This is a genomic window from Streptomyces sp. NPDC045955, assembly GCF_056430805.1.
On sequence record NZ_JBWKKY010000006.1, the window covers coordinates 1 to 16,533 of the forward strand.

Annotated in this window: 16 protein-coding genes, 1 pseudogene and 1 riboswitch; of the genes and pseudogenes, 13 read left to right on the plus strand and 4 right to left on the minus strand. The window is 69.4% G+C overall.

The features are described 5' to 3' along the window. The 3 genes from AC07F0_RS13760 to AC07F0_RS13770 form a co-directional block, all read left to right on the plus strand. On the plus strand, positions 1-1,131 hold a 1,131-nt coding region (locus AC07F0_RS13760; protein ID WP_478978265.1), incomplete at its 5' end, for a cytochrome c oxidase subunit I. After that, positions 1,128-1,526: a cytochrome c oxidase subunit 4 gene (locus AC07F0_RS13765; protein ID WP_010048910.1), complete on the plus strand. Its 399-nt coding sequence runs from the start codon at positions 1,128-1,130 to the stop codon at positions 1,524-1,526. The genes AC07F0_RS13760 and AC07F0_RS13765, both read left to right, overlap by 4 nt. A gap of 130 nt (positions 1,527-1,656) precedes the next feature. Further along, positions 1,657-2,913: a L,D-transpeptidase gene (locus AC07F0_RS13770; protein WP_478978268.1), complete on the plus strand. Its 1,257-nt coding sequence runs from the start codon at positions 1,657-1,659 to the stop codon at positions 2,911-2,913. A gap of 105 nt (positions 2,914-3,018) precedes the next feature. On the opposite strand, the gene AC07F0_RS13775 is transcribed toward AC07F0_RS13770, so the two are convergent. Beyond that, positions 3,019-3,420, minus strand: coding sequence for a response regulator (locus AC07F0_RS13775; protein WP_436729193.1), 402 nt, complete (start codon positions 3,418-3,420; stop codon positions 3,019-3,021). Positions 3,421-3,565: 145 nt separating this feature from the next. Between AC07F0_RS13775 and ctaE the strand changes: the two genes are divergently transcribed. From ctaE to AC07F0_RS13805, 6 genes are all read left to right on the plus strand, one after another. Beyond that, on the plus strand, positions 3,566-4,186 hold the full coding sequence (ctaE, locus tag AC07F0_RS13780) for an aa3-type cytochrome oxidase subunit III (RefSeq protein WP_020272940.1): 621 nt from the start codon (positions 3,566-3,568) through the stop codon (positions 4,184-4,186). Positions 4,187-4,263: 77 nt separating this feature from the next. Continuing rightward, entirely contained in the window at positions 4,264-5,076 is an 813-nt protein-coding gene (gene qcrC / locus AC07F0_RS13785) for a cytochrome bc1 complex diheme cytochrome c subunit (protein ID WP_436729192.1), read from the plus strand. Continuing rightward, positions 5,073-6,152, plus strand: coding sequence for a cytochrome bc1 complex Rieske iron-sulfur subunit (gene qcrA, locus AC07F0_RS13790; RefSeq protein ID WP_356929773.1), 1,080 nt, complete (start codon positions 5,073-5,075; stop codon positions 6,150-6,152). The genes qcrC and qcrA overlap by 4 nt, the downstream gene beginning before the upstream one ends. Beyond that, positions 6,149-7,771: a cytochrome bc1 complex cytochrome b subunit gene (qcrB, locus tag AC07F0_RS13795; protein WP_436729190.1), complete on the plus strand. Its 1,623-nt coding sequence runs from the start codon at positions 6,149-6,151 to the stop codon at positions 7,769-7,771. Before qcrA ends, qcrB begins: the two co-directional genes overlap by 4 nt. 137 nt (positions 7,772-7,908) lie before the next feature. Beyond that, positions 7,909-8,973, plus strand: a complete 1,065-nt coding sequence (trpD, locus tag AC07F0_RS13800; protein WP_478978271.1) for an anthranilate phosphoribosyltransferase — start codon at positions 7,909-7,911, stop codon at positions 8,971-8,973. A 66-nt stretch (positions 8,974-9,039) separates the two neighbouring features. Then, positions 9,040-9,156, plus strand: a riboswitch (SAM riboswitch). 132 nt (positions 9,157-9,288) lie between these two features. Continuing rightward, positions 9,289-10,656, plus strand: a complete 1,368-nt coding sequence (locus AC07F0_RS13805; protein WP_478978274.1) for an aminotransferase class V-fold PLP-dependent enzyme — start codon at positions 9,289-9,291, stop codon at positions 10,654-10,656. On the opposite strand, the pseudogene AC07F0_RS13810 reads toward AC07F0_RS13805, so the two are convergent. From AC07F0_RS13810 to AC07F0_RS13820, 3 genes and pseudogenes are all read right to left on the minus strand, one after another. Next, positions 10,611-11,186: pseudogene (locus tag AC07F0_RS13810) on the minus strand (glycerate kinase); the annotation flags it as partial. The gene AC07F0_RS13805 and the pseudogene AC07F0_RS13810 overlap by 46 nt on opposite strands. Position 11,187: 1 nt before the next feature. Next, positions 11,188-11,469 (minus strand): Lrp/AsnC family transcriptional regulator, encoded by a 282-nt coding sequence (locus AC07F0_RS13815; RefSeq protein ID WP_010048935.1) that lies wholly within the window; start codon positions 11,467-11,469, stop codon positions 11,188-11,190. Then, positions 11,466-12,218: a rhomboid family intramembrane serine protease gene (locus tag AC07F0_RS13820; protein WP_478978277.1), complete on the minus strand. Its 753-nt coding sequence runs from the start codon at positions 12,216-12,218 to the stop codon at positions 11,466-11,468. The genes AC07F0_RS13815 and AC07F0_RS13820 overlap by 4 nt, the downstream gene beginning before the upstream one ends. Before the next feature lie 159 nt (positions 12,219-12,377). Between AC07F0_RS13820 and AC07F0_RS13825 the strand changes: the two genes are divergently transcribed. From AC07F0_RS13825 to AC07F0_RS13840, 4 genes are all read left to right on the plus strand, one after another. Next, positions 12,378-12,617: a hypothetical protein gene (locus tag AC07F0_RS13825; protein ID WP_010048941.1), complete on the plus strand. Its 240-nt coding sequence runs from the start codon at positions 12,378-12,380 to the stop codon at positions 12,615-12,617. A gap of 37 nt (positions 12,618-12,654) precedes the next feature. After that, positions 12,655-14,004, plus strand: coding sequence for an NYN domain-containing protein (locus tag AC07F0_RS13830; RefSeq protein ID WP_436729186.1), 1,350 nt, complete (start codon positions 12,655-12,657; stop codon positions 14,002-14,004). 245 nt (positions 14,005-14,249) lie between these two features. Further along, the gene (locus AC07F0_RS13835; RefSeq protein ID WP_478978280.1) at positions 14,250-15,290 is read left to right on the plus strand and encodes a C40 family peptidase; all 1,041 of its coding nucleotides are present in this window, start codon (positions 14,250-14,252) and stop codon (positions 15,288-15,290) included. Between the two features lie 221 nt (positions 15,291-15,511). Beyond that, positions 15,512-16,525, plus strand: coding sequence for a C40 family peptidase (locus AC07F0_RS13840; RefSeq protein WP_478978283.1), 1,014 nt, complete (start codon positions 15,512-15,514; stop codon positions 16,523-16,525). The last annotated feature ends 8 nt before the right edge of the window (positions 16,526-16,533 follow it).

Consider the following 16,533-nt stretch of genomic DNA (forward strand, 5'->3'; position numbering starts at 1 on the left):
CCGGGCATGACGATGTTCCGCATGCCGATCTTCACCTGGAACGTGCTGCTGACCGGTGTGCTGGTCCTGCTGGCCTTCCCGGTCCTGGCCGCGGCCCTGTTCGCCCTGGAGGCGGACCGCAAGTTCGGCGCGCACGTCTTCGACTCCGCCAACGGCGGCGCGTTGCTGTGGCAGCACCTCTTCTGGTTCTTCGGCCATCCAGAGGTGTACATCATCGCGCTACCGTTCTTCGGCATCATCTCCGAGGTCATCCCGGTCTTCTCCCGCAAGCCGATGTTCGGTTACACGGGTCTGATCGGCGCGACGATCGCGATCGCGGGTCTGTCCGTGACGGTGTGGGCGCACCACATGTACGTCACTGGCGGTGTGCTGCTGCCGTTCTTCTCCTTCATGACCTTCCTGATCGCGGTCCCGACCGGTGTGAAGTTCTTCAACTGGATCGGCACCATGTGGAAGGGCTCGCTGTCCTTCGAGACGCCGATGCTCTGGGCGACCGGCTTCCTGATCACCTTCACCTTCGGTGGTCTGACCGGTGTCATCCTGGCCTCGCCGCCGATGGACTTCCACGTCTCCGACTCGTACTTCGTGGTGGCGCACTTCCACTACGTCGTCTTCGGCACCGTCGTGTTCGCGATGTTCTCCGGCTTCCACTTCTGGTGGCCGAAGTGGACCGGCAAGATGCTGGACGAGCGCCTCGGCAAGATCACCTTCTGGACGCTGTTCATCGGCTTCCACGGCACGTTCCTGGTCCAGCACTGGCTGGGTGCCGAGGGCATGCCCCGCCGGTACGCGGACTACCTCGCGGCCGACGGCTTCACCGCGCTGAACACGATCTCGACGATCAGCTCGTTCCTGCTCGGCATGTCGATCCTGCCGTTCTTCTACAACGTCTGGAAGACGGCCAAGTACGGCAAGCCGGTCGGCGTCGACGACCCGTGGGGCTACGGCCGCTCCCTGGAGTGGGCGACCTCGTGCCCGCCGCCGCGGCACAACTTCATCACCATGCCGCGGATCCGCAGTGAATCCCCGGCGTTCGACCTGCACCACCCGGAGATCGCCGCCCTCGACCAGCTCGAGAACGTCGGTCACGGCGAGAAGGCCATCGCTGGTGGCAAGGAGGCCGGCAAGTGAAGATCCAGGGCAAGATGTTCATGTGGCTGAGCGTCTTCGTCCTCGCCATGGCTGTGGTCTATGGCGTGTGGTCGAAGGAGCCGGCCGGTACCACGGCCCTCTTCCTGGCCTTCGGCCTGTGCATCATGATCGGCTTCTACCTCGGCTTCACGGCCAAGCGGGTCGACGTCGGTGCGCAGGACAACAAGGAGGCGGACGTCGCGGACGACGCCGGCGAGGTCGGGTTCTTCAGCCCGCACAGCTGGCAGCCGCTCTCCCTGGCCATCGGTGGCGCCCTCGCCTTCCTGTCGATCGCGATCGGCTGGTGGCTGATGTACTTCTCGCTGCCGATCATCCTGGTCGGCATCTGGGGCTGGGTCTTCGAGTACTACCGCGGTGAGAACCGCACCCAGTGACACGAGCCGAGCGCTCCAGGGCCCGGACACTCCGCAAGGAGCGTCCGGGCCCCTGCTTTTGCCGTAATCCGTGTCACTCGAACGAGTCACCCGGCGTGCCGCAGTTGACATGGCTTCCTAGCGTGAGGTCATGAGCCAGACAGCGATCTCCCGCCACCGCACCGTCGTCAGCTGCACGCTGCTGGTGATAGCCCTCTGCGCGGGCGTCACCGCCTGCGGCTCGGACGGCAACCCGCTCTCCCACCGCCCCTACGACGCGGCGGACCAGATATCCTTCAACGCCCCCTCAGAGGGCCGCAAGAAGGCCGACCCGGACAAGCCCCTGGAAGTGGTCGCCGAGGACTCCGACGGGCGCATCACGGACGTCACGGCCCACGACGCCTCCGGACGCTACGTGGCCGGCGAACTCTCCGCCGACGGCGGCCGCTGGCACAGCACCTCACCGCTCGCCGCCAACGCCAGCTACACGGTCCGCGTGAGCACCGAGAACGAGGACGGGGCCCCCGGCCGCAAGGTCCTCACCTTCGACACCGGCAAGCCCACCGCCACCAAGCGCCTGAACGTCACCTTCGGCCCCAAGGCGGGCACCTACGGCGTCGGCCAGCCCATCACGGCCGAACTGAGCCGGCCCGTCAAGGACAGGTCCCAGCGGGCCGTCGTCGAACGGGCCCTGAGAGTCTCCTCCATGCCCGCCGCGGACGGCGCCTGGCACTGGGTGGACGACAAGAAGCTCCACTACCGCCCGAAGGACTACTGGCCGGCGCAGGCCACCATCCAGGTCCGCAGCAACCTGGAGGGCATCAAGATCGGCGACCGTATGCGGGGCGGCAAGGCCAAGCCGCTGACGATCCACACCGCCGACAAGGTCATCGCCGTCACGGACGCCGCGGCCCACAAGATGACCGTCTACAAGAACGACGAGATCGTCCGGCAGATCCCGGTCACCACGGGCATGCCGGGCTACGACACCCGCAACGGCGTCAAGGTCGTCCTGGCCAAGGAGGGCACCGTCCGCATGACCAGCGCCAGCATCGGCGCCTCGGACTTCTACGACCTGGTCGTCCACCACTCCGTGCGGGTCACCAACAGCGGCGAGTACGTCCACGCCGCCCCCTGGTCCGTCGGTTCCCAGGGCTACGCCAACGTCAGCCACGGCTGCACCGGCATGAGCAACGAGAACGCCGCCTGGTTCTACGAGAACGTCCGCGAGGGCGACATCGTCAAGGTCATAAACTCCGCCGGCGAGACGATGGCCCCCTTCGGCAACGGCTTCGGCGACTGGAACCTCGAGTGGAAACAGTGGCGCGCAGGCAGCGCCCTGACAGCCGGCTCCCCGGAGGACCCGACACTGGCGGACAGGGCCCGCCTGAGGCCGCAGAGCGCCTGAACGCCCTCAGGGGCGCGGGGCTGTGTCGATATGCGGCTCCGCCGCGTGGGCGCGAACAACCCCCACGGACCCGCAGGTCGCCACACAACCGGCAGTCCCGAGTTCCTAGGCGTTCAAAGCAGCCCTCGACCGCAACAGGGAAGCCAGCGCAGAGGCGAACTCCACCGGATCCACCGGCAGGGTCACCGCACTCTCGGCCCGGCTCCACGTCGCCAGCCACGCATCCTGCGGCCGCCCGATGAGCAGCAACACCGGCGGGCAGTCGAACACCTCGTCCTTGATCTGCCGGCACAGCCCCATGCCCCCCATCGGCACGGCCTCACCGTCCAGCACACAGACGTCGATCCCACCCCGGTCCAGCTCCTTGAGCACCGCAGCCGGAGTCGCGCACTCCACGAACTCCACCAAGGGAACGTCCGGCGCCGGCCGCCGTCCCGTGGCGAGCCGCACCTGCTCGCGGGTGTTGGAGTCGTCGCTGTAGACCAGCACCGTGGCGGTCGGCTGCATTGTTCCTCCGTGACGTCAGCGTCGTAAGGACAGGCCCGTTGGGCCGGATGCTACTCCCTTGAACACCACGTCAACACCGGTACGACCGGCTCAGACACTCCGAACGGCACCCCCCGGAGTGAGGGCGGGATAAGCGACCGACATAATGTCGGTCGTGGCGACAGCAACGACAGTAGAAACCGGGCACGCGCACCCGTCGGTCAACAGGCCGAACCTCACCAGCGTCGGAACCATCATCTGGCTGAGTTCCGAGCTGATGTTCTTCGCGGCCCTCTTCGCGATGTACTTCACCCTGCGATCGGTGACGGGTCCCGATCACTGGAAGGAGATGGCTGCCCATCTCAACTTCCCGTTCTCGGCGACGAACACCACGATCCTGGTGCTCTCCTCGCTCACCTGCCAGCTCGGCGTCTTCGCCGCCGAGCGCGGTGACGTGAAGAAGCTGCGGATGTGGTTCATCGTCACCTTCGTGATGGGTGCGATCTTCATCGGCGGTCAGGTCTTCGAGTACACCGAGCTGGTCAAGGACGCGGGCCTGTCCCTGTCCTCCGATCCGTACGGCTCGGTCTTCTACCTGACCACCGGCTTCCACGGCCTGCATGTGACGGGCGGTCTCATCGCCTTCCTGCTGGTCCTGGGCCGGACCTACGCGGCCCGGAGGTTCACCCACGAGCAGGCGACCGCCGCGATCGTCGTGTCCTATTACTGGCACTTCGTCGATGTCGTCTGGATCGGCCTCTTCGCCACGATCTACATGATCAAGTAGCGGGACCGCAGCGCGCGCCCGACGAGGCACGCATCCCAGAAGCACCGACGCAGAAGATCCTGACACCGGGGTAATCCGTGAAAAAGCTCTCCGCACGACGACGCCACCCGTTGGCGGCGGTCGTCGTCCTACTCCTCGCGCTGCTCTTCAGCGGGGGGCTGTACGCCGTGTTCGCACCCACGAGCAAGGCTGAGGCCGACGAAACCGCCCAGTCCCTCACCATCGAGGAGGGCAAGAAGCTCTACTCGGTCGGCTGCGCCAGTTGCCACGGCACCGGCGGTCAGGGCACCTCCGACGGGCCGAGCCTGGTGGGTGTCGGCGCCGCCGCCGTCGACTTCCAGGTGGCCACCGGCCGTATGCCGGCCGCCACCTCCCAGGGCCCGCAGGTCCCGAAGAAGAAGAACATCTACAGCCAGGCCGAGATCGACCAGCTCGCGGCCTACATCGCCTCCTTGGGCGCCGGTCCTGCCATCCCGACCGAGGAGCAGTACGGCCCCCAGGGTGCCGACATCGCCAAGGGCGGTGAGCTGTTCCGCACCAACTGCGCGCAGTGCCACAACTTCACCGGCAAGGGCGGTGCGCTGACGCACGGCAAGTACGCACCGGACCTCGAGGGTGTCGCCCCGAAGCACATCTACGAGGCCATGGAGACCGGCCCGCAGAACATGCCGTCCTTCCCCGAGACCACGCTCTCGGAGAAGAACAAGAAGGACATCATCGCGTACCTGGACGCGGTCAACAGCAGCAAGTCCGAGAGCCCCGGCGGTCTCGAGCTCGGCGGCCTCGGGCCGGTCAGCGAGGGCCTGTTCGGCTGGATCTTCGGTCTCGGCGGGCTGATCGCCGTCGCCGTGTGGGTCGCCGCCCGGACCGCAAAGGCCAAGAAGTCATGAGTAGCCAAGACATTCCAGAAGAGAACCTGCCTGCTGAGCAGTCCGAGCAGACCGCAGGGCATGACGAGCACGGGCACGGGGCGCTGAGCCCCGCGGACGAGCACCCGTTCGCCGACCCGGGCCTGCCTCCCCACGAGCACCGGATCCAGGACGTCGACGAGCGGGCCGCCAAGCGGTCCGAGCGCTCGGTCGCCCTGATGTTCACGGTGTCGATGCTGGCCACCATCGCCTTCATCGCCGCGTTCGTGGCGATCCCGGTCGACAAGTCGGTCTACATCTTCCCGCTGGGCCACATCAGCGCGCTGAACTTCGCGCTGGGCATGACGCTCGGCATCGCGCTGTTCTGCATCGGCGCGGGCGCGGTCCACTGGGCCCGCACCCTGATGTCGGACGTGGAGATCGCCGACGAGCGGCATCCGATCGAGGCGGAGCCCGAGGTTCGCGAGAAGGTCTTCGCGGACTTCAAGCAGGGCGCCAAGGAGTCCGCGCTCGGCCGCCGCAAGCTGATCCGCAACACCATGTTCGGCGCGCTCACGCTGGTGCCGCTCTCCGGTGTCGTGCTGCTGCGCGACCTCGGCCCGCTGCCCGAGGACAAGCTGCGTCACACGCTCTGGTCCAAGGGCAAGCTGCTCGTCAACATGAACACGAACGAGCCGCTGCGTCCGTCGGACGTCGCGGTCGGCTCGCTGACCTTCGCCAAGCCCGAGGGCCTGGAGGAGCACGACCACGAGTTCCAGAACGAGATCGCCAAGGCCGCCCTGATGATCGTCCGGATCCAGCCGGAGAACATCAAGGACAAGCGCGAGCTCGAGTGGTCGCACGAGGGCATCGTCGCGTACTCGAAGATCTGCACCCACGTCGGTTGCCCGATCTCCCTGTACGAGCAGCAGACGCACCACGTGCTCTGCCCCTGCCACCAGTCCACCTTCGACCTCTCCGACGGTGCCCGAGTGATCTTCGGTCCCGCTGGTCACGCTCTGCCGCAGCTCCGCATCGGCGTGAACGACGAGGGCTACCTCGAGGCGCTCGGCGACTTCGAAGAGCCCGTCGGCCCTGCTTTCTGGGAGCGCGGATGAGCACTGCACAGACACGCCGCAAGGCGCCCGCCGGAGAGCGGGTCGCCGACTGGGCCGACGGCCGCCTGGGGATCTACTCCCTGGCCAAGGCCAACATGCGCAAGATCTTCCCGGACCACTGGTCCTTCATGCTGGGTGAGATCTGCCTCTACAGCTTCATCATCATCATCCTGACGGGTGTGTACCTGACGCTGTTCTTCCACCCGTCGATGAACGAGGTGGAGTACCACGGCAGCTACGTCCCGCTCCAGGGGCAGCTGATGTCGGAGGCGTTCGCCTCCACGCTGGACATCAGCTTCGACGTCCGCGGCGGTCTGCTCATCCGGCAGATCCACCACTGGGCGGCGATCATCTTCCTCGCCGGCATGTTCGTGCACATGATGCGCGTCTTCTTCACCGGCGCCTTCCGCAAGCCGCGCGAGATCAACTGGCTGTTCGGCTTCCTGCTGTTCGTCCTGGGCATGTTCACCGGGTTCACCGGCTACTCGCTCCCGGACGACCTGCTCTCCGGCACCGGTGTCCGCTTCACGCAGGGCGCGATCCTGTCCGTGCCGATCGTCGGCACGTACATCTCGATGTTCCTGTTCGGCGGGGAGTTCCCGGGCACCGACTTCGTCGCCCGGTTCTACTCGATCCACATCCTGCTGCTGCCGGGCATCATGCTCGGGCTCGTGGTCGGCCACCTGATCCTGGTCTTCTACCACAAGCACACGCAGTTCGCGGGTCCCGGCCGGACCAACAAGAACGTCGTCGGCATGCCGCTGCTGCCGGTCTACATGGCCAAGGCCGGAGGCTTCTTCTTCCTGGTCTTCGGTGTCATCGCGGCCCTCGCCGGCATCGCGACCGTCAACCCCATCTGGGTCCTGGGCCCCTACCGGCCCGACCAGGTGTCGACGGGCGCACAGCCCGACTGGTACATGGGCTTCGCCGAGGGTCTGGTCCGTGCGATGCCGGGCTGGGAGATCAACCTCTGGGGTCACACGCTCGTCCTGGGCGTGTTCATCCCGCTGGTCCTCTTCGGTCTGTTCCTCGGGATCATCGCCCTCTACCCGTTCATCGAGTCGTGGGTCACGGGGGACAAGCGCGAGCACCACATCCTGGACCGGCCGCGCAACGCCCCGACGCGCACCGCCTTCGGTGTCGCGTGGGTCACCGGCTACATGATCATGCTGATCGGCGGTGGCAACGACATCGTCGCCACGCACTTCCACCTGTCGATCAACGCGGTCACCTGGTTCGTCCGGATCGGGTTCTTTGCCGGGCCGGTCGTCGCGTTCATCGTCACCAAGCGCATCTGCCTGGGCCTCCAGCGCCGCGACAAGGAGAAGGTGCTGCACGGCCGCGAGTCGGGCATCATCAAGCGCCTGCCGCACGGTGAGTTCATCGAGGTGCACGAGCCGCTCAGCCAGGAGCAGATGTACACGCTCACGGCGCACGAGCAGTACCAGCCGGTCGAGATCGGCCCGACGGTCGACGAGAACGGTGTCGAGCGCAAGGTGAAGGGCTCCGAGAAGCTGCGCGCCAAGCTCAGCGAGTCCTACTACGGCGAGGGAGCCCAGATCCCGAAGCCGACCGCCGAGGAGTACCGGGAGATCACGAGCGGCCACGGCCACCACTGATCACTGCTTCGCCACGCCACTCAAGGGCCCCGTCCGGTGTTCGGACGGGGCCCTTCGCGATGCCCCGTGCCTGGATAGGGTGGACCTCGTTGAGACTCTCGTCCCGTAGTGCGGGACGCCTGACCCTGGAGCGGCTTATGAGCGCTGTGACCCCCGCTGGAGGCGACACCGCGGCGGGCCGCTCCTGGCCCCTGCTGTTGAACGGTCTGCTGGACCGCCGGGACCTGACCGCCGACGACACCGCGTGGGCGATGGACCTGATCATGCGCGGCGAGGCGACGGACGCCCAGATCGCCGGGCTCGTGGTGGCGCTGCGGGCCAAGGGCGAGACCGTCGAGGAGATCGCCGGGTTCGTCCGGGCGATGTACGAGCACGCGAACGTGATCGAGGTGCCGGGCCCGGCCGTCGACATCGTCGGCACGGGCGGCGACGGGGCCAAGACCGTCAACATCTCCACGATGTCGGCGATCGTCATCGCCGGCGCGGGCGCGAAGGTCGTCAAGCACGGCAACCGCGCGGCGTCGTCGGCGTCCGGCGCGTCGGACGTGCTGGAGAAGCTCGGCGTCAATCTGGAGCTGCCCACGCACCGGGTGGCCCAGGTCGCCGAGGACGCCGGGATCACCTTCTGCTTCGCGGCGAAGTTCCACCCGGCGATGCGCCACGCGGGCGCGGCGCGCGGCCAGTTGGGCGTCCGGACGATCTTCAACGTCCTCGGTCCGCTGACCAACCCGGCGAAGGTACGCGCCCAGGCCGTCGGTGTCGCGGATCCGCGCATGGCACCGATCGTCGCGGGCGTCTTCGCCGAGCGCGGTCACTCGTCCCTGGTCTTCCGGGGGGACGACGGCCTCGACGAACTGACCACCACCGCCACGTCCAGAGTGTGGATCGTCCGCGACGGCAAGGTGACCGAGGAGGCCTTCGACCCGCGCGACGTGGGCCTCGAACTCGTCCCCGTGGAGGCCCTGCGCGGCGCGGACGCCTCCTACAACGCGGAGGTCGCCCGCCGTCTGCTGGACGGTGAGACGGGCCCGGTGCGCGACGCGGTCCTGCTGAACTCGGCGGCGGCCCTGGTGGCCCTCGAACCCGGCCCGGGGACACTCGCCGAGCAGATCCGCGCCGGCATGGCGAAGGCGGCCGTATCGATCGACTCCGGGGCCGCCAAGCGGACCCTGGAGCGGTGGGTGGCGGCGAGCAACGCGTAGTGCGGGTGTCCCGCGATCCGGACTCGGGTTGCGGGACACCGATCTTTTCGCGTACGTTCCTGATCAGGTCATGAGTGACAGTCATGAGGCCCCGGCCGACTGTCCGGCAACCCTCCGTCCGTGGCGGGGTGCCCCGGGTGAAGACCAGGCCGCAGGCAGCGAGGTCTGTGGCAAGCGCGTGACGAGGAGTCTCTCGTGAACCAGCGAATGCGATAGGGCCGCAGAGCCCCGCCTCCGCACCCCTTCTTTCCTTCACCCCCGCTTGTAGCCACGTGCTCGCGGGCGGATTCCACCTGACTTCACGGGAGTTCCGCCATGTCCGTCCCCACCGTTGCCGCCGCCCCGTCCGTTTGTGCCCCGCTGCCCGTTCTGGGTGGGGACGTCACCGTTCCGCTCGTCACCGGTGGCGAGGTCACCTACGCCGCGCTCGACTACGCCGCCAGCGCCCCGGCGCTCCAGCGGGTCTGGGACGACGTCGCCGCCTACGCGCCGTACTACGGCAGCGTCCACCGCGGTGCCGGGTACCTGTCCCAGCTGTCGACCGACCTGTTCGAGAACGCCCGCCGGACGGTCGCGGAGTTCCTCGACTGCCGGGACGGTGACCAGGTGGTCTTCACCCGGTCCACCACCGACTCCCTCAACCTCCTGGCCGCCGCCCTGCCGGCCGGCTGCCAGGTCTTCGTCTTTGAGACCGAGCACCACGCCTCCCTGCTGCCCTGGCGCGACGCCCGCGTCACGTACCTCGACGCCCCGCGCAGCCCCCGCCAGGCCGTCGAGACCCTGGAGCGCGCCCTCGCCGAGAGGGACCCCCGCGGCCCGGCCCTCGTCTGCGTCACCGGCGCCTCCAACGTCACCGGCGAGCTGTGGCCCGTTGGGGAACTCGCGGCTGCCGCGCACGCGCACGGCGCCCGGATCGTGCTCGACGCCGCCCAGCTGGCCCCGCACCACCCCGTGTCCGTCGCCGACCTCGACGTCGACTGGGTCGCCTTCTCCGGGCACAAGCTGTACGCGCCCTTCGGCTCCGGTGTGCTGGCCGGACGGGCCGACTGGCTGCGCGAGGCCGAGCCGTACCTCGCGGGCGGCGGCGCCAGCCGCAAGGTCACCCGGCGCGCCGACGGGGGAGTGGACGTGGAGTGGCACGACAGCGCCGCCCGTCACGAGGCCGGTTCGCCCAACGTCATCGGTGCCTACGCCGTCGCCTCCGCCTGCAAGACGCTGACGGAGGCCGGCTTCGACACGCTCGTCGCCCGCGAGCAGTACCTGCTCGCCAAGGTGCGCGAGGGGCTCGCCGACGTCCCCCAGGTGCGGTTCCTGTCCCTGTTCGGGGACGACGCCCCGCGCGTCGGTGTGCTCTCCTTCGTCGTCGAGGGCTGGAACAGCTCGCACTTCGCCGCCGCGCTCTCCGCCGAGTACGGCATCGGCGTCCGGGACGGGCTGTTCTGTGCCCACCCGCTGGTGCGCACGCTGCTCGGCAGCGACCCGCAGACGCAGGGCGAGTGCGGGTCGCCCGAGGCCGCGCCCGGCGAGAAGTCCCTCAACGCCATCCGGGTGAGCTTCGGTGCGGGCACGCCGGACGAGCACGTGGAGCGGTTCGTGCGGGCCGTGCGGGAACTCGTGACGGACGGGGCGCGGTGGAACTACCGCACGGAGGACGGGCGTTGCGTGCCGGACACCTCCGCGTGAACCGCTTGGGGGACCAAAGGTAGCCGGGCGCCGAGGACGACCATCCGCAAGGCGCGCTCGGTGGCGTCGGTGAGCAGTTCGCTCGCGCGCAGCAGTGCCTCGGCCAGCTCCATGGGGGCGGGCAGGATGCTGTGGCAGGCGTCCACGCCCGGCACCTCGTGCGCGCCCTCGCCGAGCGTGCCCGCCAGGGCCAGGACCAGGCGGCCGTGGAGCTTGGCCCGGCGGGCCACCTCGGCGGGGACCTTGCCGCGCGGCGTCTGGTGGTCCGGGGCGCCCTCGGCGGTGATCACCAGATCGGCGCCGGCCAGCCGGGCGTCCAGGTCGAGGTGGTCCAGCAGCACGTCGAAGCGGGGGAGGAGACGGGCGCCGAGGGCGGCGAGGCCGGCGCCCAGCCCGCCGGAGGCCCCGGTGCCGGGGCCGTACCGCAGGTCGGTGTCCGGGACGGCGGCGTCGCGGGTGAGGACGAAGGCGCAGTTCTCCAGTCCGGCCGACAGCTGTTCGACCTGCTCGGGCGTCGCGCCCTTCTGCGGGCTAGTTGTCCAGCCCGATCGAGAACGCCGCCTCCAGGTCGTGCTGCGAGTACGTACGGAACGCCACGTGCGTGTCGGTCCCCTCCACCCCGGGGATCTTGCTGATCCGGCCCGGGATGACCTCCGCCAGGTCCTCGTGGTCCTTCACCCGGACCATCGCGATCAGGTCGTACGTGCCGGTGACGGAGAAGACCTCGCTGACGTTGTCCAGCGCGGCGATCGACTCCGCGATCTCGGGGATCCGGTCCACGCTGGTCTTGATGAGGACGATCGCGGTGATCACGGCTGGTTCTCTCCCTCGGGGGCCGGAGCAGGGGCGGCCTTCACTCTAGTAGGGCCGGTGGGACGGCCGTAGCGGACCGAGGCGTAGCCGAAGCCCAGGCCGAAGCCCACCAGGTGGGCGAGGTAGGCCACGCCCGGCCCGTCCGAGGCCCGCCCCGCCGCCAGCCACTGCAGCGCCGCCCAGAACGGCAGCACGACCCAGGCCGGGAAGCGCACCGGCAGGAAGAAGAGGAACGGCAGGAGACTGGTCACCCGGGCCCGGGGGAACAGGTAGAGGAACGCGCCGAGGACCGCCGAGATCGCCCCCGAGGCACCGACCAGGGACTGCTCGGAGTCCGCGTTGGCGGCGGCGTAGCCCAGCAGGGCCAGATAGCCGCAGCCGACGTAGAACAGGGTGAACTGCACCCGGCCCATCCGCTCCTCGGTCATCGCCCCGAAGACGTAGAGGAAGAGCATGTTGCCGAGCAGGTGCACCCAGCTGCCGTGGACGAAGAGCGCTGTCGCGGGGGTGAGGGCCGATCCGGCGGACCCCTCGAACAGTTCTGCGGGGATCACGCCCCAGCGCCGGAAATAGGCCCGCTGCGCGGCGAGCAGCTCGTCGCCCGTGCCGTACGCCGGACCGAGCCCCGAGGCGGGGCCGATCAGGAAGACCGCGCAGCACAGGGCGATCAGTGCGTACGTCACCGGCGCCGACGACCCCCGGACCGATCTGCCGGCCCGGACGATCGACGCACTCCACTTGCTGATCATGGATACAGAGCATGACGTAACCGGACGCAACCACGCAGACCGCCTCGCCGCCGTGGACGCGTGGGCGGCGAGGACCCGCCAGGCCGTAGGGTTACGAGCCACACGCACCGGGGATGCCGGTGGCGTCACGGACACTAGAAGGAAAGAGAACAGGCCACGATGACGGTTCCCCTGCCGACCGCCTCGACGCGGTGGCGCTGCACCCTCTGCGGCAACCTCACGAGGTTCGACGTGACCCGCTCGTCGAAGGTCGTCGAGTACGTCCACCTCGACCTGGCCGGAGAGCCCAAGGTCGAGGAGCGCGAGGTGCTCAGTGAGACCATCGAGTCGGTGCGCTGCCGCTGGTGCAACGCGGTGGACCAGGTGGAACTCGTGGACAGGCCGGGTGCCGGCTCCTGAGGGGAGCTGGCCCCGCACAGGCATTGGGGTGTGACGGATGGTGGAGACCACAGGCGGGGGGCCGGGCGACGGCGCCGCTGAGGTGCTCGACCGTCCGCTGCCCGACGGCGTGCGCCGCAGGGTCGTCCAGATCGTTTCCGACGGCTTCGGCTCACTGACGGTCGGCGAGCTGCCCGCGCAGCTCAGGCAGTACGCCCGGTTCGCCCCGAACCGCCGGGCCAAGTTCGCCGGCAACGCCATGGCCGCGGCGCTGGAGACCGACCCGCTGTTCCGGCAGCGCATCGGGGAGAAGCTCAGAGAGGCCCAGCCGGAACTGACCGGCGCCCTCGACTCAGGCTCCCCGCCCCCGGCCGCGGACCCGCTCGACGTGGCGGCCGCGGCCTACGTACTGCGGCCGCTCGGCTGGGTGAAGCTCGTGACCGCCGCCGGCGAGGAGGCCCAGCGGGCCGACGCCGAGCGGGCGGACGAGGAGAACCGGGCCGAGCTGGAGCGGCTGCGCACCGAACTCGCCCGGGCCCGTGACCACACCAGGGCCGAGACGGAGCGGCTGCGCACGGAGCTGGATTCGGCCAAGAAGGAAGCCGAGTCGCTGCACCGCAAGCTGCGCGCCGCCCTCAGCGACGTCAAGCGCGGCGAGGCCGCCCTGCGCAAGGCGCACGGCGAGATCGAGGCCGTCCGCGCCGAGGGGCAGGCCCAGGTGTCCGCCGCCGAGAGCGAGAGCCGGCGGCTCAAGGCCCGGCTGGGGGAGACCGAAGCCGCCCTGGAGGCCACGCGCCGGGCCGCGCGCGAGGGTCGCAGCGTCGAGGACATGCGGGTGCGGCTGCTGCTGGACACCCTGCTGGACGCCACCCAGGGGCTCCGGCGCGAACTGGCCCTGCCGCCGGTGTCGGTGCGGCCCGCCGAGACCGTGGACGCCGTCGAGCCGGGCCGGATGAGCCCCAAGGACATCGCCGCCCGCGCCCTGTCCGAGGACGACCCGCAGGTCCTCGACCAGCTGCTGGCGCTGCCGCAGGCCCATCTGGTCGTCGACGGCTACAACGTCACCAAGACGGGTTACCCGCAGATGCCGCTGGAGAAGCAGCGTCTGAGGCTGCTGGGGCAGCTCTCGCAGCTGGCGGCGCAGAGCGGCGCCGAGGTGACGTGCGTCTTCGACGGGGCCGAACTGGCCGCGCCGGTCCTGCTCGCGCCGCCGCGCGGGGTCCGGGTGCTGTTCTCGAAGCCGGGCGTCACCGCCGACGAGCTGATCCGCCAGCTGGTGCGCGCCGAACCGCCGGGCCGGCCGGTCATCGTCGCCTCCACCGACCGCGAGGTCGCCGACGGCGTGGCCCGCGCGGGCGCCCGCCCGGTCGCCTCGGCGATGCTCCTGAAGCGCCTTTCGCGGGCCTAGCGGCCGTTCGCACCATGCGTAACGTACGGGCCGGATGCCCGAATTGATGATGTCTGTGTCCCACATTGCGTCAAATGGGGCTCACCGCCTGTGAGTCAAGATGAAAAGATGGCTCACCGTGACGCAATTTTTCAGCTGAGGATTTGAACTGATCACAGGAAGGTCACTAGGGTCAGGCCGAACCTCCGCTCGGGTGATCACTCATCGGGAGAGACGGCGGAGGGGCCAGAAGGAGCTTTTCACCCGTGGCGTCCCACCGTCGTCCCAAGCAGCCGAGCCGCGCACGTGTGACCGTGTTGACCACCGCCGCCGCCGCTGCCGTCGCCTTCAGCTCGCAGGCCGCCAACGCGGCCCCCAGTGAGAAGCCGAGCAAGGACGAGGTCAAGGCCAAGGTCGACAAGCTCTACGAGCAGGCGGAGCAGGCCACCGAGAAGTACAACGGGGCCAAGGAGAAGCAGGAGAAGCTCCAGAAGGAGATCTCCACGATCCAGGACAACGTCGCCCGCGGCCAGGAGGAGCTCAACGAGCTGCGCGACAGCCTGGGCCTCGCGGCCGCGTCGCAGTACCGGACCGGCTCGATCGACCCGTCCGTACAGCTTTTCCTGTCGGCGAACCCGGACGACTACCTCGACAAGGCCTCCACGCTCGACCAGTTGAGCAGCCAGCAGGTCGAGGCGCTGAAGAAGGTACAGGAGAAGCAGCGCGAACTGGCCCAGGAGCGCGCCGAGGCCTCCGAGAAGCTCAAGGACCTCGCCTCCACCCGGGCCGAACTCGGCAAGAAGAAGAAGGAAGTCCAGGGCAAGCTCGCCTCCGCGCAGAAGCTGCTCAACAGCCTCACCGCCGCCGAGAAGCAGGCACTCGCCGCCGAGCAGGACCGCGCCAGCCGTGACAGCGAGCGCGACGCCCTCACCGGCAACGTCCCGCCCGGTTCCGGCCGCGCCGCGGCGGCCTACGCCTTCGCGCAGAGCCAGCTCGGCAAGCCCTACGTCTACGGCGCCACCGGCATGAGCTCCTACGACTGCTCCGGCCTCACCTCCCGGGCGTACGCCGCGGCCGGCGTGCAGATCCCGCGGACCTCCGAGGCCCAGGCCCAGATCGGCACCAAGATCTACTCGGTCAGCCAGCTCAAGGTCGGCGACCTGGTCTTCTTCTTCAACGACCTGCACCACGTGGGCCTCTACGCCGGCAACGGGCAGATCATCCACGCCCCGCGCACCGGCACGGTCGTCCGCTACGAGTCGATGGACACCATCGGCGGCCCGTTCATGTTCGGCGTCCGCGTCTGATCCCAGCGCCCGGGAGCCCCCGGCGTCTCCAAGATCAGGACACCGTGTCGGCCGTTCGGGCGATTCACGGCAACCTCGAGTGAGCCCTCGCCCCGCCAGTGACCTGCGTCAGTGGCGGGGCGTCGTGCCGCATACCCACGGATGGCCGTTGGCGGCCCCGCGTCGCGGGGCTACTGTCTGCCGCGTTTCCCAGTCCGCCAGCGGAAGGAGAGCGGCTTCCCGTGGGGTCCCATCGCCGCCTTGCACCGTCCGGGTTCGACCGGGGCGCCAGTGCCGCGGTCAGCTTCCTTTCCGTCGCGGCCGCCGCCCTGGGCGCGGTACCGGCCGCGGCCGCACCGTACGACGACACCCGGGCCACGGTGGACCGCCTCTACGAGCAGGCCGAGAAGGCGACCGAGGCCTACAACGAGGCCGGCGAGCGCGCCGACCGGCTGCGCGACGAGGTCCGCACCGCCCGGGACCGGATCGCCCGGCAGCAGCAGCGCATCAACTCCATGCGGGAGTCGCTCGGTTCGCTCGCCGGTGCCCAGTACCGGTCGGGCGGCATCGACCCGTCCCTCGCCCTGCTGTTCTCCGATGACCCGGACGACTACCTCGACAAGGCCTCCCGGCTGGACCGCATCACGGCCCACCAGGCCGGTGAGCTGAAGGAGCTTCAGCAGGCCATGCGCGAACTCGCCCAGGACCGCGAGGAGGCCGCCGGCAAGCTCCGCGAACTGGAGAAGAGCCGCAAGGCCGTCGCCGCCCACAAGAAGACCGTCGAGCACAAACTCGCCACGGCCCGGCGGCTGCTCAACTCCCTTCCGGACAGCGAGCGTGAGGCCTACGGCCGCGCCGCCCGCTCCGGCCGCGACGGCATCCCCGGCCTCGGCGGCGCCACCGCCGCTTCGGGTCGCGGGGCGGCCGCCGTCGCCGCCGCCCGCAGCGCGCTCGGCAAGCCCTACATCTGGGGCGCCAACGGCCCCTCCGGGTTCGACTGTTCGGGACTGATGCAGTGGTCGTACGCGCAGGCCGGGGTAGCCCTGCCGCGCACCTCGCAGGCCCAGCGGTACGCCGGCCGGCAGGTCCCGCTGTCCGAGGCGCGCCCCGGTGACCTGGTCGTCTACCGGAGCGACGCCAGCCATGTCGGGATGTACATGGGCAACGGCCAAGTCATCCACGCGCCCTACCCCGGCGCACCCGTGCGCTACGACCCGGTCGGGATGATGCCCGTCTCGTCGGTCACCAGGGTCTGACCGGCGCG